Origin of the sequence: Burkholderia sp. Se-20373, from assembly GCF_017104705.1 — a bacterium.
In the GTDB taxonomy this organism is placed as follows: Bacteria; Pseudomonadota; Gammaproteobacteria; order Burkholderiales; family Burkholderiaceae; genus Burkholderia.
Genome location: NZ_JAAGPH010000045.1, coordinates 34,368 through 53,127, shown reverse-complemented (window position 1 = coordinate 53,127; position 18,760 = coordinate 34,368). Strand labels below are relative to the sequence as shown.

Genomic DNA, 18,760 nt, shown 5'->3' with positions numbered 1-18,760 from the left:
ACTACAACTCGGTGCGCCCGCATAGTGCCTTGGGGCAACTGGCGCCGGACCAATTCCGGCAACTGCATCAACCTAAAAACGGCGAGCCCACTAACTTACGAATGGTGTATTCGGCGGGGTAAGGTCATAGGAGCGACATGTATCGGGCCCGAACGAGTGTAACTACTTAGTGACGCAGGACCAGCGATCATGGCAACTTTGTTGTGCGATCGGCTACAGACGAGAGAGGATCCATGAGTGACTTGCTTCGGATACTGTGCGCCTTCTCTTTCTTCGCAGGTTCGTGTGCGGCGCCAGCCGCTCCCGTCGCCTGCGACGGCCAACAGGCAGCAACTGCCGCTGCGGCCAACGTGACAGCCCGCGATATGCTGCAGAAGGTCGTCTCTCTTATGGACGCTGGCGACTCGATTGCGATTGACCGGCTGAGCTTGTGGCTGGGCGTTGTGAATTCAGAGCAACAACAGGCGGTCAAGGACCGGCTCAATAAGGCCTGGGCGTTCCTCGGGGGAACTTCGTTCTTATGCGATACCGCCGACCCTGACTATGCCTGGGTCTACAAATCCCAGCCATTCACCGTCCGTTTGGGTAGTGCATTCTTCTCCGCCGGTACCACCGGATACAGTTCGCAAGGTGGGACGTTGGTCCACGAGACCACGCACTTCATGATCAGCGGAGCCTCCGCTGATCCTCCAGAACAAGCGCTCTATGGCACCAAGGCTGCGCTAGAGCGTGCCAAGTCTTCTCCGGTCGAGGCGCAGCAAAATGCGGAAAATCTCGAGTACTTTGTAGAGGCCACTTTTTTCGGTATGGATCCTCCATAGGCCGGCGGCGCTCCGGCGCGCTCGCGGACGCGCGTCAGCGTCCGTCGTAGCGCGTCCTCCTCGCCCACGCGATGTGCGAACGGCGAGCGGCCCGAGGTGTGACCGAGGAGTACTCCGACATGGACCATGCTGTGAGCGCTGGGCTGCGACTTCTGCGTTTGATCTTCCGGATCTGGATTGCTGCGCTCATCTTCTTGCCGGTTCAGGCGGGTGCGCGAAACACGATCTTTTACCCGGCACCTGGTCTTCCACAAGATCATCACTATCTTGTGCCGGTTCTTGGCGCGCAGACTCCGGCTGGCGCTGCCATCATGTACGAGTGCCTGATCAAGACGCACCCCTTCATGTCCGTCGGCGTCTTTCATTTTAAGAACGTCTCAATGGCAAGCGTGTCCGTGCCGTACGTAATAGCTAACGCTAGTTACGCCACTTTGCCAGAAGCGCAGCAGGCATTGACCGATCTGCGGGCGACGGTCGACTATAACAAGGTGCTCGAATGTCTGAAACTCAGCGGGAACGCGGATGTTCGGGCATCTGAGGTGACCAGCTTTACGCTGATCCCGACCTACGCGTCGTTACTGAAAATGGGGCTAGTCGTTCCGCTCAAGCATCCGCCAAACTTCGACGTCGCTGAACTCACGCGTCGCACACCACTGGCGCCGTTCGATGGGATTGGGCACAGCGCGTACGCACCAAACACGTCAACTGCGAGTGCGGTGATTCACTATCGCCCCATGGCCTCGGCGGACGAGAGCCTTATCCTGCTGAACGACTATCAGGCGCGCTTCCCAGGCGTCCACTTCGCGGTGCTCCAGCATGGTCGCGTCTACTATTTGACTATGGCCGCGATGACCAGCCAAAAGATGTTGACCGAAGCACTTCTTGAAGCGAGGCGACGGGGCCTCTACGAGTTTGGGCAGGTCGATGCGATTCCCCCAACGGTGACTACCGGGTCGGTTCAAGAGATACTGACATTCAAGCCACTGATCCCCCACGACAAGGTCGAATCCCCTCACTTTGACGTCTTGACGATAGGCGCGGCACCCCGGATTCTAGAGCGAGAGAGCCTTTTCGAAGCGCCAACTGATCGCGTCAAGCGCTGCGTTCAAGAGGCGATTCGGGACAACCAGAAACGCCCAGGAAAACCGGAGATCAGCGTCGAACAGGTGTCAAGCTGTTCGGGCATTGTCTTAACATCCAAGATGTTGACCCGCTGTGTGCTGGAGTCCGATTGCATCGGCCCGCACGTCCCCATTGGGATTCTGCAAAAGCCCCTCGAGGTAGCGAAGCAATGTCTGTCGCAACGGGTGCTCGCAGATGGCGCGATGGCACCCGGCGCACAGTGTGCTGGGGCCAAAGACGGAGACGCGTGTGTTCTCAACCTTCGTCAAGCCGCTGCGGCAACGTGCCTCAGCACGACACTGGATACCGCCTTCGTCCAGTTGATGGAGGCTGGGGGCATGAAGGATTGTCTGGCAAGCGGAACTGCGGCATCTTGCCCGTCGCGCGCCCAGATCGAGGCGACACTGTGTGCTCAGTCCTTTGCAAAAAGTGCCTGCGCGGATAGAGCCAAGTTGGAAGAGATTTCCGACCGCATCGCCTCGGTCGTTGGTTGCATTAAAGACTCCTCATGTGAAGCCGTCGTCCCAAGGTTTGGCTACACACCAGCGCAGCTTTCGTCCGACATCGCGTTGATGGGGCAGATTGCCCAGGCGACGATCTCCGTTGACCCTGGCGGCATCGACTTTCTCAACAAGGATCAGACCAAGATCGTCGCGGAATTCAAGGCCTGTCAGGACAAGCGCAATGCCAAGGACCCCGGAGCGGAGGCGTGCTTCGTGAACCTCGGCCTGAACGACCAGGAGAAAGCAGCCTACGCGTGCGTTGAGAACGCGGGAGCCGATCGCGACAAGCAATTCCAATGTGCGATTGACAAAAACAAGGCAGTCGCTGCAGGCGTCAATCAGGCTAAGTGCCTCCGCGATGCGGGCGCGGACCCTGCAACGCTAGACGCCGCCAAGCTGGCGACTTGCACTGGGCTGGATGTCGCCCAGGCCAAGGCGACGTTGGAAAATACCGCGGCAAAGGTAGACTGCGCGCGACAACAAGTGTCCCCGCTAGATGTGGCCGAGAAATGCATTGATTCCGTGCCGCCTACCGTCAAGGCGACACTGGTATGTGCGAGGCTTGCGCGCAATGGCGCCGCCGTCGATCAACTGGCGAATAGTTGCCTGCCTGCCGGCACCGCGGACAAGGCCGCAACTGCGGCATGCTTGGTGTCGGCAGCCACGGATGCAGAGCGCCTGGCTTGCGTGCCTGATTTCATGGGCTCCATTGATCCCAAGGTGCAAGGAGCGTTGGCTTGCGCATCATCGCTAGCTTCCACTTCTGATCCTGCTCAGGCTCTCGTGGCCTGCGTGCCTGCATCGGGCAAGACGGCCGCGGAGATAGCAAAGGCGGCTGAGTGCCTGAGCAAGGCGAGTACCCAAGTCGAGCAGGCTGCCTGTGTGGCCACTGGCGTAGGCGCGGATCCGAAGACGGTGGCGACCGTGACTTGCCTGGCCAAATCAGGCGGCGACAATGAGGCCATGGTCGCATGCGCTGCCGGGGCAGCGCTTCCGCCGAACGTCGCAAAAGTAGCTTCCTGCGCGTCGGAATCGACCGGCGAAACCGATTTCGCCATTTGCGCGTCCGGGCTGAAGATGAGTCCGGAGTGGCGAATCGCTGCGGAATGCGCGGCCGAATCGGGCGGTGTACCGGTCACGTTTGCGGGCTGCACGGCCGGCCGACTAACGGTGCGCGAACTGCAAAAGTGTCTCTCGGGCCAGATCGGCACCGAGGGTGGTTGCTTCGGTCCAAGCAATGACGTCGTCAAGGCGATCAACACAGTCGGCAACGATCTGACGCATGGCCTTGGCGATAACAACGACATTCGGGTTGCGCTGGGGAAGGTCACCGAACCATTCAAGACGCTCGTCAATGGTTTCGTTGACGGCGTTCAACATGCAGCGCAGCAAGTCGGCAATGCTGTCGGTGGCGCGGCACACTGGGTTGGTTGTCGAATCGGTATAGGTTGCTGAGACAGGACGATCCCTCGCATCTTTGCGTACTATCGCTCGCGCTCGCCGAATGGTCGTTTGAAGCGTAGGTGGATCATTCTGCCGGGAAGATTGACGACTGCTACCGTCGCCCCCATCGTTCGGACACGGTGGGATAGTGACAGTGGCAGGTCCATCACATCCCTTGATCAGGTGGCGTTGACAGCGCAATCAGGGCCACGCATGCCCCTTATGCCGGATGCGGTTCCTTCAACAGTCCACGCGCTTGCACGCGTGGATGCAGCGCTATCTTCGCCGCCTGATAGCTCGCATGCGCATCCGACAGATCAAGTCGGCACGGATTGCTCCAGACTGTTGTGCCGCAAGCCTGGTTCATTGCGCCGATACGCTTCGCGTTCATGTGTCTAAAAGTAGCGCCAACGATTGACGCGACGTCATCTGAAAATGAAAAACCCCGCGTACTGCGGGGCCAGGATTGGTGAATGCAATCGTCACACTCGGACATCGTCAAATTCAGTGAACCTCGGCAGTATGACTCGCACGCGAACTCCATCTTTATGGAGCCCGATGGCAATGACGCAGTCAGCCACCTCAAGCCGAACGGCCTTGTCAGACTGGACATCGTAGAGCTGCTCAACTGCATCTTCCACTGCCTCGAGCACCTGTCTCGAGTGAGGTTCACCGACAATCAAACCGCTTAGCACAGATACCAGTGGGTCCGAGTCAGTCATGAATCGAGCGTGACGCAGCCGATCGTAGAGATCGTCCGGCATTGCATCCTTACCGACGTTCGTCCAGATCTCTTCCCCCACTACTTCCCCGTCACGCTTGACCGGCCGGAAGATGATGCTTCCAGTGTCGCGATCGAGAATGATGTCGGGGTTGCTGCCGGCCTCGCCGTTCCTCAAACGTTGCCAGCTATCGGGATCGTTCCTTTTAACTAGATTTTTCGCCTTGGCCTTATCCTCGTGCGAAACCTTTCCTCTCTTTACCGCTTTATTTCGCCGCTTCAAATCCCCTTGTCTCCGATCATACGCTTCGATGACGCGCGAACCATCTGGCAGATCGAAGATATCGATATCAAGCCTATGTCCCATTAGTAAAATCCCCGACGTAGTCGCCCATTATTGGTCTCTTCAATGCTTGGGAACCAAGCGCAACGAGACTACCACATCCAGATCTCAGTTAATCAGGGGATCGGTAAGACCCATCTCGCAAGCAACTTGGGAGAAGCAAAAAGCAGCTTGGCGAGCCGCCGGGCATTCATGATGCATACCTCGCGCCCGACGTGGGCAATACAGCGAATCGCGAGCGAGTCTACACCCCACAAATTACGCTAGATTTACCCTTGGATCAAGAATCGGTTCCGATTTTTGGCTTCCTTGATCCAAGCTGGCGCTCGGCCACGGCCCGACCACGTGGCGCCGGTCTTCGGATCGCGGTACTCCGCCTCCGTCGGCGCCTTCGTTTGCGTTGATGCCTTTCCACGGCGTGCGCCGAAGATGTCCCTTTCGGTAATGCCGTACTCCGCGACCTTGGCACGGATGTCTTCGAAAACGGCCTGAACCTCAGTTAGGCGATCAGCTTCTGCTTTTTCAGTCAGAGCATCCAATTGCGCTCTCAGGTCCTTGTAGGTCGCCATGCTTTCCGCCTCCGGTTGTGTTGGGTAAATAATAACTGTTTTGGCTTTAGTGAAGGAGTGCATCGATATCCACCAAGTGGGGAATCCCGTAGAAGGCTCGACTACGACTCACTTTCGATCTCGGATTGCGAAGATTGCGCCCTGCCGGCTCGCCAATGAGAGAATCGATCATCGTGAGCTTCAATCAGGTGACACAACGAGAAGCCATTTCCGATCCAAAGCGGAAGTAGACGAGCTTGCTACAACAACGCCGCTCGCAATGTAGAAAGAAGCCCATCACTCAGCCAGAATTTCTTTTCGAATCCAGTTGATTATAGCTACCCTCACATATCGATTAAAATTCTCGTGATCAGCCAATTTTTCCTGGAACGTAAGCGCCACCTCTCGCTGAAAATTCACTTCGTATTCGTCAAAGTAAAATTTTCCCGCATGGAAGTGCCCCGATCTTACGCTGTAAAAATAGTCACACAACTGCTTATCAAAACCTTCTTTACTATTTTTAATCATAAACTCAGAAAAGCTTATCTTTTCGAAATTGGCAAGGGCCTCCACTGCGCAGACCTTATACGACTGAGCTAGTGTCGGCCGGCTCCACCCCTGTGTTAACGCGATATTGTACATTCGGCAGCTAGATATAAATGCCTCTTTCTTTTCTGCGGATAGCGACGCAATACCTTTGAAATATCTTCTAATTTCAGAAGGAATTTTGATTTCGCAATTCGGGTAATGCGGGGATTCACTTATAGGGACATATTCTGGCCTGCTCTTATTGTTGACGTGCGCCCTAGTTATCTTGTGATTAGAAAATTTCCCTTCAAGGAAATCATTATTCGAAATAGTATCAACCGTTTGAGTCACGTGAAATTCAACCCCACCATCACGCTTCTCAACCGGAAAGTTTAACGTCATCTTTCCGGAGTTAAACGAATCTACGTGATCCATATTATTCACATCCTTGAGGCCATAATGATTATCCTTAACCACAAGGCCAAGCTCATAATCTACAAATCCGGTTCTATATCTGTTGAGAAAAAAATCAGAACCTTGCTTGATCGCAAAGATTCTAAACTCAGAACTCACCATTTCAAATCCGGTGTCCAGCAATACCGACAAATAGGCATTTGTATTTGATGTGTGATTGTAAGCCAAACTTCTAGCGTGCTCGACATTAATGGCCTCAATCTCCGTATCGAGCAGCACAATCTGCTCTGTGAGCGGCTCATTTTTGCTAGTCCAAATAATTGGCTTTATTAAGAATTTAAAGTCCGAGTTTACAAACACCTCTTCTCGCAAGGGGTGTGCGTTGAATATTTTGCTGTAGGTTCTTACGGTGTATTTTTTGCGGTCGCCATTATGCTCTCCGCCAATTATTTCATCCATCACGCGCAAAGCGTGATACTTTAAATTTATCCGATTAAAATCTTTCGGCCCATCCAGCAACGTTAGCGTTAACTCGTGTATACAATCCTCATCCACCCTGAACACACTTGCTATTTCAACCTCAACTCCGTCAATTATATTTTTAGTGACGAATTCGATGTTTCGCTCTGAGTTGGCGAGGATTTCAGAAGAAGATGATATAATTCCATTACTTATCCCCTGCAAAACAGCCTGTATCCTATTGACGGTTTCGCATTTAATCTTATATTTTCTTTCATGCTTGTAGCGGATCTGTTCTTGCATATTACTCTCGGTCATTAGAGTTTTTTCGAAGGGTGGGCGCTTGATGTGAATTGTCAACGATTTTGGCATAACCGTCGACTGTCTCCGTTTGACAGTGCTCCGATGGTGACACTGCCCCGTCCGAAACCTACATGCGGCCCGTCAACGTCAACATCATTTACATATACATTACTCACGTTATTCTTCGACGCTCTAGGCCCTCGATAGCATCCCCCGCCGCCGAAGCGGCATACAAATGGAGCGCTTAGCCTGCTGATACAGCTCATGCATGTCCCGCTGTCCATGAATCCTCGAGTCGTGCCAAACAGACGCCGCGCAAGCCCGGTTCATTGCATCAACCGTCTTAGCTTTCATATGACGCTGGATCGCCGCACGCTCTTGCCAAGGCAATGCGTCGATGCACAGGTCTACCAGCTCGGCGCGTCGCTTGGCCGCCTTCCGATCCGCCTCCTCCGACCGCTCGTCTGCCGTAAGCGCCCGCTCGGATTCGGAGAAGCCACGGCACGACGGATCGACCCGCCCATAGCCAAGGCTAGGCACGTACCCTGCCTGCCAGTCGTACCATTCGTCGAGCAGTTCTTCGATTTGGTTGCTTTCGTCGATCGTCATGTTCAGCCTATTTTCGATTTGCTTGAGACACCGGTTATTCGTCGTTACATGACGACCGTGAAGTTGATGCCGTAGTGCGTGAGCCAGTCGCCTACGGCATGGCGCATAGTTCGATTGCGCGGCCACGGAAACGAAATCTGCACGCCGTGCTCCGTCTCGGTAATCTCGCCGCTGAACGGGCATTCGTCGAAGGCAATGAGATCCGCGCCAGTCACCCCATCGAAATGGCGGATCGCCGAGATGAGCAGCCTCTCGGGAACGTCGCTATACAAGATGCACGCGGCTGCGCTCATGCCCCTTCCCTCAAATCGATTTGGAGTGCACCGCTTTCCAAGAACTGACCGAGCACACGGCATTTCTGGTTGCGGTAGACGTATGCCTTCGTCCGGAACACGCCCGGCTCAGTCCACCGCGGATCGATCTTCGGCATGCGCGCCCGATGCATTTCGGGTATGAACGCGTCCACTTCGACGGCCGTGATCAGTTGCCGCTTGACTGTAGCGATACGCGCGATGCGGACAACCGTCGCGTCGATCTCGCGCGTACGCTCGTAGAAGACGATGCCACCGCCACCGCGCTTTCTCGACGCGCTATACACCCCGTCCGGGATCTCAACCCACAATCTCACTGGCAATTTGCTTCTCCCATTTTCCGGGCACGCACTGGCGCCCATGCTTCGTAAGCGACGTCCCATGCCGCGAACTTTTGCTCCCGCAGCCCCGGGCCCTGATCGATCAATGAGTGGCAATTGGCGCATCCAGGTACCGTAAATTCGTGGCGTGCCTTGATGCCCATGCCCTTACCGTGTTTCGCCTGGTTCGAGTGACAGGGAACGACCGTTTCCCCTCCGCCGAGACAACCGCGCATGCGCAGATAGCACGGCTCGCCCCGGCAGGCCTCGAGGTATTTCGATCCTCCGGCGACCGTCGGACGCTTCGCTCGCCGCTTCATCGCCACCTTGCGCGGCGCCTGCTCGGGCAACGGTGAGCTTTTACGGAACCACGAACCGCGCTTCATCGGCGTCTTGCGCGTGCCGAAGCCTGAGCGCTTCATGCCGCCGCTCGTCCGGTTTCGACCATTGCGCGTATCGCCCTTTCAGCCCATTCGATCGATTCAATTGCTTGCCGCTCACGCGCGGCCTCTGCCGCAATACGCTCTTGAATTCGTCGCCAGCGATCAGAACCGGCCCACTTATCGAACCCTTTGAACCGCTTTCCGGTGTACATCAGCGGCGAAGCCGCGTGCCCCTTGGTACCTGCAGCGGTCACTTTCTCGCCTCTTTTCAAATAGCCAGCAGCGATCAAGTTTCGGATCGTCTCGCGCGGGCCACCGCCTAGACTCAGACCCAACCTACGAGCGATTTCACCAGCGTGAATGCCCGGATTCGCCTTCACGCACTCGATGATCTGTTTCGAGACTGGGCCTACCTTCCCATCAGCCATCAGAATTCCTCCGTTTGCCAGCCGCCGGACTTCGCCGGACCAGCAGTCACGGCGATGAACCGCACCGGGTACTGATCTGCGGCAACCTTCACCTTTACGCGCGCGTCGTCTTGCCAGTGGCCCTTGACCTCATGCGCTTCGAGCTGGCCATTCGCCAACATCACTGCGAAATCCGGCGTGTAGAACGTGTTGTCGGCGAGCCGGAACTTGATGCCCTCGAAGCGATACCAGACGACCTCGCCCTCCCGCTTCCGCGCCTCAAGGTGATCCGCGTACCGCTGCTCGGTCTTGTTCATCTCACCGGTCTTTAAGCGCCCGAGCGCTTGCATGCGCGCCTTAGCGTCGGGCTGGCGATACGTCGGCGTCAGTACGGGCGACGCACCAATCCCGTCGCTGATATCGTCGAAACCTGCGTCGACCTGCGGCCGATTGCCGGTCGCATCGAACACGGCCCTCTGCGCAGCGGTCATCTTCGGTCGCGAGTCGTCGCGTACGTGCGCAGTGCCGACCTTCCTAATACCGGCGTCGACGCGCATCGGCCATGTGGTTCGTTTCGTCATGCCTCCACCTGTTGCGCGCCCTGATCGCGCGGAATGTCGTTGAAGTAGGCGTACAGGGCCTCGTAGCGCTCTTCGCTTTCGCGGCTGACCGTGCTCAGCATGTCTTCCATCCATTCGCCCGGGCCGGCCGCCTTGAACACCTTCGCCTTGTACTGCTCGAAAACCTGGTTCGGTTTCTCTTCAATGCCAAGTTGCTTACCGAGCTTGCGAATGCCCGGCGCCGTCTTCCACCAGTCCGGAGCGATCGTGGTATCCGAGCCCGACGACGTTGCTGCCAGATCGCCTTTCAGCGGGAACAGGCCGGTCCAGCCGCGCAGCACGGCTTCCTCGATGCACGCCTTTGGGTCTTGGCCCGACGAACGCAGCTTCGTCAGCTTCCGGATCGACACGGTCGCCGCCGGACGAGTCCATGGCGCGTCCTTGTGCTTCGCCTCACGGTGTTCGCACCACATGTCCCAATCCTCGAACGCCAGCCAGCCCGGCAGTTCGATCGACTGCAGCTCGCCGTGAGCCGCAACTTTGGGCGCACGTCGTGCGCCTTGGTGGTTCTCTGATGGTTCCTGTGGTGGTTCATGGTGAATCGGGTGCAACCCATTGCACCCTTTTGCGAAACCCATTGCACCCTTTCCGTCGTTCGTTGCACCCTTTTTGCTTCTCGTTGCACCCTTTCCGATGGGTGCATCCGTTGCACCCTTTGAGCCAGCGGAAATGGGTGCAATCTCTGCACCGTTTATCCAGTCGGGATTGATGCGGTACTCGCAGGCGCGACCACGGCCGCCGCCAGCGTTGGCAACCAAAATCAACCAGCCGCGTTCCACCATGCTCTTGAGCTGGTACTGCACCGCACGCACCGAGCGGCGCGTCTTTTCCGCGAGCCTTTCGATGCTCGGGAAGATGTGTTCCCCGTTGTCGTCGCAAAAGTCGGCCAGCTTCAAAGCGAGCAACAGTTCATGGTCCTCGCCCGGATACCGGTCCCACACCATTGTTTGGACCTTGATGCTCATGCAGCCCCATCGATCGACATTTGCCGAGGATCCGCAGGCTCGGTAGCCGGCGCCGCGGCGTCGATCCCGAGAACCCACCGCAGCACGTCAGCACGCTCGCCTGTCGCCCTTTCGAGCTCGGCGGCGATCTGCTTGCGGGTGCGCATGCGTGGGGCCGCGTCGCCGGTCAGCACAGCCTTCTGTGCCCGCGACTTCGCATGCCCTTCCTTACCGTCAGCCGCTGCAATGACGGCTTGCACCTTCTGGCGCTGCTGATCCGGCGTCAGCTTCGCGAGCTTCAGCGCGTTCGAGACGGTGATCTGGTCAGCCTCGAGCGCGTCTCGGACGGCAGCCGTGCAATCGAGCAGCTTCAACTGCTGGCGGACCGTCGGCACCTCGACGCCGAACATGGTTGCGACGGTTTCTTCCGTGTGGCCGACGTCGAGCATGCGCGCCATCTTCTCGGCGCGGTTGATCGGCGAATCCTCTTTGCGGATCTCGTTCGTGCTAACCATCACGGCAGAGAACGACTTACCGCCGTCGTTGATAACCTTCTGCGGGATGGCCGGGATTGTGATCGGCGGCTCGCCGGCGGCGATCAACTGCCGATTGAGCTCGCGGGCATTGATCACCCGCGTGCGGCCGTCGATGACCAGGTTCTTGCCGGTCTCCGGATCCTTGTAGAACAGCACCGGCTTACGCACCCCGATCGCGCGGTAGTTCAACACCGTCTTCGGGTTCGGCTCTTGATGGACGCGCCGGTCGTACAAAGGATGCGACGGGTCGACAACGAGCTCAAGGTCGTTCGGGTCCATCGCGAGCGCAGTTACCTTGCTTTGCGCGCCATATGCTTCTACGGAGCTTTTTGCCACGTTTCCTCCAGAAGAGAAATTCAGGCCGCCTGTGCATCGGGCGGCGGATTGCGATCCGCAAAATCGGGATCGCCGGGTGATCGGGTCGAGCCGTCGGCGCGGTGCCAGCAATACAGTGAACCGCGCCGATGCCAGAACCAGTAGCCAGCGCACGCGCACGCCGTCAGGCGCGTGTTGCGCTTCTGCATCCAGGCATCAATTCGGAAATTGCGCTGGCCGCAGACGTTGCATTGCGGTTGCCGCACGTACTCGTCGGGACGCTTCTTCAGCACCCGGCGCGTTTCGCAGTGCCGGCAGCGGCAATGAAAGCGGGCCATTTCAGTGGCCGCACGGCACTGAGCCGTCGAGGGATTCGGACGCCCCACACGACAGACACTTACGCGGGTACGTCGGGTGTTGGCTGGCGTCCCTCACGATGCGTCTCGCCTCCTCCGGAATGGTCAAGCTCCGCTGACGCATTTCGACCTGCTGGTCGATCTGATTGGTTTCCATAAATTCACTTTTTTAGGACTACTAAACCAAGACAGAAGCGCTCTTCGTCGAAAACGCTTTTGCCTGGGTCCGCTGCTTACATCACCACCGACCGCCGCACTCCCCGAACCCTTCCCGCGCGCAGTGGCAGTTCACACCAACCTTGCTCATCGTCGACAGCCCGTCCAAGTACTCGCGCGAGACGACGCGCAACTCAAGCGCGTTCAGCCCCGCATCGATCTTGCTGATCGGCACGCCGAGATTCCCCGAGAGGAAACGGCTCACCTGCGAATCGTCCCAGCCGAGCGCATCGGCGACCGGCCCGCGGCTGCGCGGATCGCTCAGCGCCTCCCGGAACGCCCGCTCAATACTGGGCCTCCGGATGACCTCAATCGTGTTCATAGCAACTCAACTCCGTTCAAAACTGATTGAATGACCTTGAAGGTCGAATTTTCTAAACTTCAAGCATCGAATCTCGATGCAGATCGGACTAAGGCGAGGGTTCCGGCCCTATCTGTAGAATTGGCAGCTCTCACACAACCATTCCGATACGGGGAACCCTCATGATCACAGAGCGCTTCAAAGCGACCGACAATGCAGGAAAGGTTTACGAAGTCGTTGTTTTGCAAGACGAAATCGATACCAGCGACCTCGATGGCCCCAGCAGCATGTTGGGAATGAAGGAATTTCGCTTATCAACCGGTGAAGCGCTAAATCGCGTTTCTGAGAACGTCTTCCGCGTCCTCAGATCGGGTATCGAAATCACTCGCGTTTAATCTCCGGCGACGATGTACCCGCGACTAGTCGAGCTCATCGTCGTCACCTCCACTTCCTTTCCGTACTTGGACGACAGATGCTTCCACAGGGCAATTTCAACGGTAGCCGGAACCGCAATGCTGTCGACCAGGATTTCGGCTCCTTCGAATCGAATGACGTTGTCGGGCGCTGCCAGCTCCAGCCGTACCGACGGCTGGCGACCCGCTGTAGCGGTCAAACTGAGGCCGCGCACGCACCGACCGATGTCCACGCCGTCGACCTCGACATTTCCGAGGCCGACGCCGTCGACGTTGATCGTCACTGCGCTTTTCAATAATCCAGCCATGAATAAAACCTCCGTGGAGATCCGCAAGATTGCGGATGACATCGAACAAGTGCTGCGAGACCACGACCTGGCGACTCCCGATTCAATCGCGATCGGCGCCCTTCAACTGCACGCCTCTCGCCTAAGAGCACACTGCAACTACTGCGGCGAAAAGGCAGGAAAAATCACAACTCTTGCGAGCATGTTCTACAGTGCACGGAAGCATCAGTCTCATCGCGGGGGCTCCGATGGCGTCTGGAGGGACATGCATACCAACCTCGAATTGATTCGGTCATGGGCTGAGGTCTGGGAAGAAAAAGGCAATTGAGCTGAACCGATCAACCAGAGGACCAGACGTGCGTACAGACGCTTCATGCGGTCTCCTTTTGTTGAGCGAGCTCGGGCCAAATTAGATGCCAGTCGTCAGGACGAAGGTCGCGGCGCGAAAGCCGCCCCTCGCTGAATTTCTCGATCTGAACGCATCTCTTTTCAGAGATTGCGCTTAGTCCGGACGCCATCTGAGACAGATACGATGAGGAAACGCCAAGGAACGCAGCCAGCTTCGAAGCCGTTCCGCGCTCGCTCGTCGAGATGAATTCCTTGAGGTTCATGGAAGGCAGTTTAGTTGTCTCTAAACCACCGGTCAAGTGAATACTGATTTAGAAGAGTCTAAACTTTGGGCATGACGATCCAAGACATTCGCCGGGCAAATTTGCGCCGCTGGACCGAACAGCATGGTGTTCCTAGCAAAGAGAAGAGCTACTTCTCTCAGTTGCTCGGAGGCACGTCCTTTGGTGAACGCGCTGCTAGACGCCTCGAGGCCGAGTACGGAATGGGCGATGGCTACTTGGATCTACCCAGCGCCGAGATTGAAGAGCGGAATGCAACGTCACCGTCCCCGCGCGATGTCAGCCCAGAGGCCCGATCCCTCATCGATGCAATTGCCGCCGCTGACAAGATTGGGTTATCGCCAGACGCCTTCAACGCGTTGAAGGAAACGCTCAGGGTCTTTGGTGCGCTGACACGTCCTCGGGGCGGCACATTTGACGTGGAAGATCCAAGCCACTGATAGGCGTTAGATTCCAATCATGCATCAGCGCCGAAGTGCATCGGCACACCCTTCCGCTGCCTACGTCCCGGGCGACAACACCAGGCCCAAGCAGCTCCGTCAGCCAGTCAAAACCAGCGCCACTATGTCGCTCGACCACACGAACGAGTAACCCGATCCTTTCTTTCACGCTGCATTTTGTGACGATCGCCAGATCGCCCGGTTTGCAGCGCAACCCCGTCCTCTCTTTCTCGTCTCGCACGCGTATCCTCGCCGTATCCATCTCAAATTACTGTATGCATGTACAGTAGTTTAGCGAAGTTCACGCGACCCTTTCAACTGAAAATTCGGCAAACACTTAATGCGTACCGTGCGTCGGCCATGACGCGCGTTGTGGCACGCAACGGAAGTAAAGAATTTACTTGACTGTGAGTTTAGTATTTTCTAATATTCATCTCAACGCGGCTCTGATCGCTGCGCCACCGCCCCGGCGGTCGATCTTTAAGAGTACTAGTGCGCCGGGACCGCAGTACAGGGAGCAACCGGCCGGCTTTACGGTGTAGCCGAGAAACGGGGTAGCGTCCGACACCGCACAGCTTTCATGAGATGGGGCCCTGCTGAATCGGACGCGGTCTGGCCGCGGCAAGGGAGCCAGAGGTCACCGGAGTCGGTCGCGACACACATGGTGGTTCGCGAGATAGCCGGAGAGTTGACCGGTGGGGAAAGCGAAGCCGGCGACGGCAATGGCCCCATCCCATGAAAGCTTCTCTCAAGAGCGCGCATTCGGTCGCGGATCCTCCGCACCCACGAACTCAGCGCAGCAGCACCTAGCCGAGTGCGCGCCCTTGAGAGTTTCGACAGCGTTGATCGGGCGACATTGAAGATCAGTGAGGCTCGTTGAGCGCTGTTACTTATTCGGATTCCTAATTTATATGGAGAAGATGCATGGCAACCGCCACCAAGGAGCAGATCTACGACGAGCAGATCTCTCCGCTTATGACGCAGATCATTGCGATCTGCAAGGAACACCAAATCCCGATTGTCGCGTCGTTCTTCACGCCCGGCGATGACGATCCTGAGCTGGCGGTCACGACCGCACTGCTCGGCAGCGGCTTCGAAGCACCGCCGAATTTCAGCAACGCGCTGCGTGAACTCCGGCCCGAACTGTTTGGCGGAACGCCGCTCATGCTTCGAACCGATCACGGCGACGGCAGCACGACGCTCACCGCCGTCATCTAAGTCGACAGAGAACACAACAACTTCAAGGGAGCAATGAACAGCCTACAGCCTGTATTTCCACAAAACAGACGATCGCTTGTAACACGCGTGCCGAGCGATAACGCCCTGCTCGCCTCCTGCGATCAGATGAATGGGTATGTCGCGAAGGGTAGCGCGGTCGCAACGGCATGCGGCGTCGCTATCGGTTGCGTCTGGTTCCTCTGTGTTGCCTACCGTGCGGGAGTTATTACATGGCCTTGGTGAAAGTGTGGCTCGGCGCGCTCGCTGCCATTGCGCTCTTCCTCTGCCTACAATCCACTCTGCAACAAGTCTCTGAGCACATCGAGCGCGCACCAGCCACGCAGCGCACTTAGTTGGAATGGAGTAATTAAAAGCCCGAAAATAACGGGCTTGGTGGACTGCCATACAGCGCGAGTAATCTCGGCAACCGTTCAGCGTTGCTTCTGATCAGGCGCCATTCTGTACATCAATCATTCCCGATCCACCAGTTTCGCTTTGATTTTAAGCAACTTGGCGCGATTGGGACGGTAAACCTTGATGCCGCGGTAGCTATGAATCTGATTTGTTCTTGCAATGTAGCCCGCGTCATCGCGAAGAGCTTGAGTCACCACCGTCTGCACGATCGATGCATCCCTGTCACTGCGAATTCGCTCGAACGTCTGAATAACGCGCGGGCTGAAATGAACGACGTAGCCCTTCAGTGGCCCGTCCTCAATTCGAATTTCATTACCGATCGCATTTATGGAGTTTGCGGGTAGAGCCGCTTTAACTGCCCCCACGCACAATGCAATAATTTCGTCCATACGTTCCCCAAGAAGTTATTTGGAACGTGATCGTACCATGATCGCCCTCCTCCCCAAGTCGCGCAAATTCCGTTGCCTCGGATGCGTGGCTTTTTTGTGGGTGGCTTGTACGGCGCCCCGCATTTTTATCGCAGCCCGAGACGAATTAAGTTGACTGTGTCAGCAAGCGAGTTTTGAATGAATGATGCGCGAGCGAAATAATCGTTCCACTTGGCCGGGTCCTTTTCGAACCCTTGGAACATACCTTCTTGTACGGCATATGCCGTCGCCGCGGTAAGCACCTCCGCCGACAACTGTCGCGCGTCGAGAAGAGCTGATACCGCATCGAAGTCTGGAAGCACGTGAACCGGAAGCTCCAACAATGCCGAGTGAACCTGTGCGAAAGCATCACGGCGCCGCTGCCGGCGCCCCAGATCATCGGGATCTTTACTCATGCCAAGCTGAAACGCGAGCGCTTGAACGTCGGAAGTTAGCCGAAGCACGATCGATTGAAGGAGCCCGTACGCGCGAAGAATCTCGCTTCGATCGCGCTCTTCGACGCTGCGACGCGCGTTGTCAACCTGATAGTAGGTAGCCCAGACGGCGGCCAGAATGGCGACCACTGCACCAACGGCTTGCGCCCATGAGGCCCATTCCCCGGATTGCCCAGGAACGCGAACGAGGATAGCTGCCAGCGAGAGTCCGAGGATCAATCCACTAGCGCCAACCTGAGCCACACGCGAGACAACGGTTTTCAAGAATCCATTTGAGCTCATCGCAACCCCGTTAATTTTGGTGCGAATCGTAGCACGCTAGCCCCTACGCAGCCCGCAACCGTGCACGGATCTCCATGGCTGCCATCAGCACGAGCCAGAAACCGATCCAGAAGAACGCGATTGTGTTCAGCAGATTGCGATTCTTCTGGGTCGCTTCCAAGTTCTGATCGAGGTAGCGCTGGGTCAGTTGAAAGACGATTTTGTTGGATATGGTGAGCTTCGCGGCATGTCGGTCGCAAAATTCGGCACGGACGGGTTCTCCGACGTGGCCCTTCAAATATGAAGGGTCTAACGGGGCACAGGCGCCCTTGGCGCAACGGGACAAGAGCACAGCGTTAGATCCGGGCTCTTCAACGAAGTAGTCATGGTCGAGCGTTGTCACGGTTCCTTCAGCAACCTTGTCGACAACGACATTTCCCGTTGTGTCGACGGCGCACATATCCGACAGCTTAGTCGGTGGTCGCACGGCCAGCCCCATCCCGGCATTGATGGCCCCAATTGCAGCCATCGTCAGCGCGAAGCGGCGGAATTTAGAAATATTGATTCTTGCCATGGTCGACGCCTAGAAGCCGATTGGTCTCGCGCAGATTCTCACCGAGTCCGCCATCGAAGTCGAGCAACGAGCTAGTCGCCGTGCTCAGTAGCAACACCGTTCCCCCAAGCCGCGCAAATTCCGGTGCCTCGGATGCGTGGCTTTTTCTTGTGGGCGGCTTGTATAGCGCCCGCTCTTTTTCGTTTTCCATTTTCTTGGCAGTGGCACTTTGCGGGCGCCCTTCGTGGCGCCTGCTCCTTTTCTAATTTGAGGATGCGATGACTTCGCGTAACCCGTACTTTCTCGACGGTCCGAGCCAGTTTGGTTTCAGCGGCGGCCGGTCATCGGCATACATGCTGGCCAAGACAGTCAAGGCGCACGGCGGCAAGCTGCCGGACGATGTGTACGTGACGTTCCACAACACTGGGAAAGAACGCCCGGAGACTCTCGAATTCGTTCGCGACGTCGGGTTATACCTCGGCGTGCACGTCTACTGGACTGAATTCACGGGCGTCTATGGCTCGGGCCTCTCGTGGCGACTCACGAATTTCGAGCATGCCGAGCGCAATGGTGAGCCATTCGATCGCGTGATCGAGTACTACCGCCAGTACCGCAACATCGAGAAAGGAGAACCGCCGATTCTGCCGAATCCCGCTAATCGCATGTGCACCGATCGCATGAAGATCAAGGCGGCGAGTTGGTTCATGCGCGAGCGCGGATACGACGAGTGGGAAGCAATCATCGGTGTCCGAGCTGACGAAGAGCGCCGGTATCACAAGCGCATGGCCGCGAATGACCGCGGCTCCGACCGCTGGACCAACTACATGCCCATGTTCGCGGACGGCGTGACAAAGCCGATGGTGAATGCATTCTGGAAGTCGATGCCCTTCGACTTACGCCTCGATCCGAACAGCGATGAAGGTAACTGCGACGCTTGCTTCCTGAAGGCTGAGCATAAGATCGTCCGCATTTTCATGAAGCGGCCCGAAGCTGCCGAGTGGTGGATTCGCCAGGAACGTGAAACTGGCCAGCGTTTTCGCCAGGACCGCCCCTGCTACGCCGATCTGCTGCGCCAGGCGGATTTCTACCGCGCCCAGATGGACCTGTTCCAACCCGACGAAACCAAAGAAGACCTCGCCGACTGTATGTGCGGCGACTGA

Annotated in this window: 26 protein-coding genes; 7 read left to right on the top strand and 19 right to left on the bottom strand. The window is 57.0% G+C overall.

The genetic code is table 11. From position 1 onward, the window contains the following. Positions 1-233 precede the first annotated feature (233 nt). Together G3N96_RS17060 and G3N96_RS17055 are read left to right on the top strand one after the other, a co-directional pair. Positions 234-821 carry a M35 family metallo-endopeptidase gene (locus G3N96_RS17060; protein ID WP_206137909.1) on the top strand — a complete coding sequence of 196 codons (588 nt, stop codon included), beginning with the start codon at positions 234-236 and terminating at the stop codon, positions 819-821. A gap of 119 nt (positions 822-940) precedes the next feature. Continuing rightward, on the top strand, positions 941-3,901 hold the full coding sequence (locus tag G3N96_RS17055; RefSeq protein ID WP_206137908.1) for a hypothetical protein: 2,961 nt from the start codon (positions 941-943) through the stop codon (positions 3,899-3,901). A 470-nt stretch (positions 3,902-4,371) separates the two neighbouring features. Here the strand turns inward: G3N96_RS17055 and G3N96_RS17050 are convergent, their stop codons facing one another. From G3N96_RS17050 to G3N96_RS16990, 13 genes are all read right to left on the bottom strand, one after another. After that, the gene (locus G3N96_RS17050) at positions 4,372-4,977 is read right to left on the bottom strand and encodes a hypothetical protein (RefSeq protein ID WP_206137907.1); all 606 of its coding nucleotides are present in this window, start codon (positions 4,975-4,977) and stop codon (positions 4,372-4,374) included. 245 nt (positions 4,978-5,222) lie between these two features. Beyond that, positions 5,223-5,522, bottom strand: coding sequence for an H-NS histone family protein (locus G3N96_RS17045; protein ID WP_206137906.1), 300 nt, complete (start codon positions 5,520-5,522; stop codon positions 5,223-5,225). A gap of 276 nt (positions 5,523-5,798) precedes the next feature. Next, positions 5,799-7,205: a hypothetical protein gene (locus G3N96_RS17040; protein WP_206137905.1), complete on the bottom strand. Its 1,407-nt coding sequence runs from the start codon at positions 7,203-7,205 to the stop codon at positions 5,799-5,801. 192 nt (positions 7,206-7,397) lie between these two features. After that, on the bottom strand, positions 7,398-7,814 hold the full coding sequence (locus G3N96_RS17035) for a hypothetical protein (RefSeq protein ID WP_206137904.1): 417 nt from the start codon (positions 7,812-7,814) through the stop codon (positions 7,398-7,400). A 44-nt stretch (positions 7,815-7,858) separates the two neighbouring features. After that, a complete protein-coding gene (locus G3N96_RS17030; protein ID WP_206137903.1) occupies positions 7,859-8,107 on the bottom strand; it encodes a phage portal protein in 249 nt (82 codons plus the stop codon). Next, positions 8,104-8,436, bottom strand: a complete 333-nt coding sequence (locus G3N96_RS17025; protein ID WP_206137915.1) for a hypothetical protein — start codon at positions 8,434-8,436, stop codon at positions 8,104-8,106. Before G3N96_RS17025 ends, G3N96_RS17030 begins: the two co-directional genes overlap by 4 nt. Positions 8,437-8,438: 2 nt before the next feature. Further along, positions 8,439-8,867: a nuclease domain-containing protein gene (locus tag G3N96_RS17020; RefSeq protein ID WP_206137902.1), complete on the bottom strand. Its 429-nt coding sequence runs from the start codon at positions 8,865-8,867 to the stop codon at positions 8,439-8,441. Then, positions 8,864-9,256: a winged helix-turn-helix domain-containing protein gene (locus G3N96_RS17015; RefSeq protein ID WP_206137901.1), complete on the bottom strand. Its 393-nt coding sequence runs from the start codon at positions 9,254-9,256 to the stop codon at positions 8,864-8,866. Before G3N96_RS17015 ends, G3N96_RS17020 begins: the two co-directional genes overlap by 4 nt. Continuing rightward, positions 9,256-9,816, bottom strand: coding sequence for a hypothetical protein (locus G3N96_RS17010; RefSeq protein WP_206137900.1), 561 nt, complete (start codon positions 9,814-9,816; stop codon positions 9,256-9,258). Before G3N96_RS17010 ends, G3N96_RS17015 begins: the two co-directional genes overlap by 1 nt. Beyond that, positions 9,813-10,820, bottom strand: a complete 1,008-nt coding sequence (locus G3N96_RS17005; protein ID WP_206137899.1) for a helix-turn-helix domain-containing protein — start codon at positions 10,818-10,820, stop codon at positions 9,813-9,815. The genes G3N96_RS17010 and G3N96_RS17005 overlap by 4 nt, the downstream gene beginning before the upstream one ends. After that, positions 10,817-11,671, bottom strand: a complete 855-nt coding sequence (locus G3N96_RS17000; protein WP_206137898.1) for a hypothetical protein — start codon at positions 11,669-11,671, stop codon at positions 10,817-10,819. The genes G3N96_RS17005 and G3N96_RS17000 overlap by 4 nt, the downstream gene beginning before the upstream one ends. 20 nt (positions 11,672-11,691) lie before the next feature. After that, the gene (locus tag G3N96_RS16995) at positions 11,692-11,988 is read right to left on the bottom strand and encodes a hypothetical protein (RefSeq protein ID WP_206137897.1); all 297 of its coding nucleotides are present in this window, start codon (positions 11,986-11,988) and stop codon (positions 11,692-11,694) included. 256 nt (positions 11,989-12,244) lie between these two features. After that, positions 12,245-12,526, bottom strand: coding sequence for a DNA-binding protein (locus G3N96_RS16990; protein WP_206137914.1), 282 nt, complete (start codon positions 12,524-12,526; stop codon positions 12,245-12,247). A 179-nt stretch (positions 12,527-12,705) separates the two neighbouring features. Here G3N96_RS16990 and G3N96_RS16985 point away from each other — a divergent pair, with 179 nt between their 5' ends. Further along, positions 12,706-12,918 (top strand): hypothetical protein, encoded by a 213-nt coding sequence (locus G3N96_RS16985; RefSeq protein ID WP_089445537.1) that lies wholly within the window; start codon positions 12,706-12,708, stop codon positions 12,916-12,918. Here G3N96_RS16985 and G3N96_RS39220 read toward each other — a convergent pair. After that, positions 12,915-13,244 (bottom strand): hypothetical protein, encoded by a 330-nt coding sequence (locus G3N96_RS39220; RefSeq protein WP_241022682.1) that lies wholly within the window; start codon positions 13,242-13,244, stop codon positions 12,915-12,917. The two genes, G3N96_RS16985 and G3N96_RS39220, sit on opposite strands and share 4 nt — an antisense overlap. On the opposite strand from G3N96_RS39220, the gene G3N96_RS16975 reads away from it, so the two are divergent. Continuing rightward, positions 13,243-13,551, top strand: a complete 309-nt coding sequence (locus G3N96_RS16975) for a hypothetical protein (RefSeq protein WP_241022681.1) — start codon at positions 13,243-13,245, stop codon at positions 13,549-13,551. The two genes, G3N96_RS39220 and G3N96_RS16975, sit on opposite strands and share 2 nt — an antisense overlap. A 43-nt stretch (positions 13,552-13,594) precedes the next feature. Here the strand turns inward: G3N96_RS16975 and G3N96_RS16970 are convergent, their stop codons facing one another. Continuing rightward, positions 13,595-13,834: a YdaS family helix-turn-helix protein gene (locus G3N96_RS16970; protein ID WP_206137896.1), complete on the bottom strand. Its 240-nt coding sequence runs from the start codon at positions 13,832-13,834 to the stop codon at positions 13,595-13,597. A 71-nt stretch (positions 13,835-13,905) separates the two neighbouring features. Between G3N96_RS16970 and G3N96_RS16965 the strand changes: the two genes are divergently transcribed. Together G3N96_RS16965 and G3N96_RS16960 are read left to right on the top strand one after the other, a co-directional pair. Next, positions 13,906-14,292, top strand: coding sequence for a hypothetical protein (locus tag G3N96_RS16965; RefSeq protein WP_206137895.1), 387 nt, complete (start codon positions 13,906-13,908; stop codon positions 14,290-14,292). A 924-nt stretch (positions 14,293-15,216) separates the two neighbouring features. Next, a complete protein-coding gene (locus G3N96_RS16960) occupies positions 15,217-15,510 on the top strand; it encodes a hypothetical protein (protein WP_206137894.1) in 294 nt (97 codons plus the stop codon). A 470-nt stretch (positions 15,511-15,980) separates the two neighbouring features. On the opposite strand, the gene G3N96_RS16955 is transcribed toward G3N96_RS16960, so the two are convergent. The 4 genes from G3N96_RS16955 to G3N96_RS16940 all read right to left on the bottom strand — a co-directional run bounded on the left by G3N96_RS16955 (position 15,981) and on the right by G3N96_RS16940 (position 17,811). Next, entirely contained in the window at positions 15,981-16,313 is a 333-nt protein-coding gene (locus tag G3N96_RS16955; RefSeq protein ID WP_206137893.1) for a hypothetical protein, read from the bottom strand. A gap of 125 nt (positions 16,314-16,438) precedes the next feature. Beyond that, on the bottom strand, positions 16,439-17,050 hold the full coding sequence (locus G3N96_RS16950; RefSeq protein WP_206137892.1) for a hypothetical protein: 612 nt from the start codon (positions 17,048-17,050) through the stop codon (positions 16,439-16,441). Between the two features lie 61 nt (positions 17,051-17,111). After that, positions 17,112-17,621: a hypothetical protein gene (locus tag G3N96_RS16945; RefSeq protein WP_206137891.1), complete on the bottom strand. Its 510-nt coding sequence runs from the start codon at positions 17,619-17,621 to the stop codon at positions 17,112-17,114. Beyond that, complete coding sequence (locus G3N96_RS16940) at positions 17,599-17,811, bottom strand: hypothetical protein (RefSeq protein ID WP_206137890.1); 213 nt, start codon at positions 17,809-17,811, stop codon at positions 17,599-17,601. Before G3N96_RS16940 ends, G3N96_RS16945 begins: the two co-directional genes overlap by 23 nt. A 67-nt stretch (positions 17,812-17,878) precedes the next feature. Here G3N96_RS16940 and G3N96_RS16935 point away from each other — a divergent pair, with 67 nt between their 5' ends. Continuing rightward, a complete protein-coding gene (locus G3N96_RS16935; protein WP_206137889.1) occupies positions 17,879-18,760 on the top strand; it encodes a Nin-like protein in 882 nt (293 codons plus the stop codon).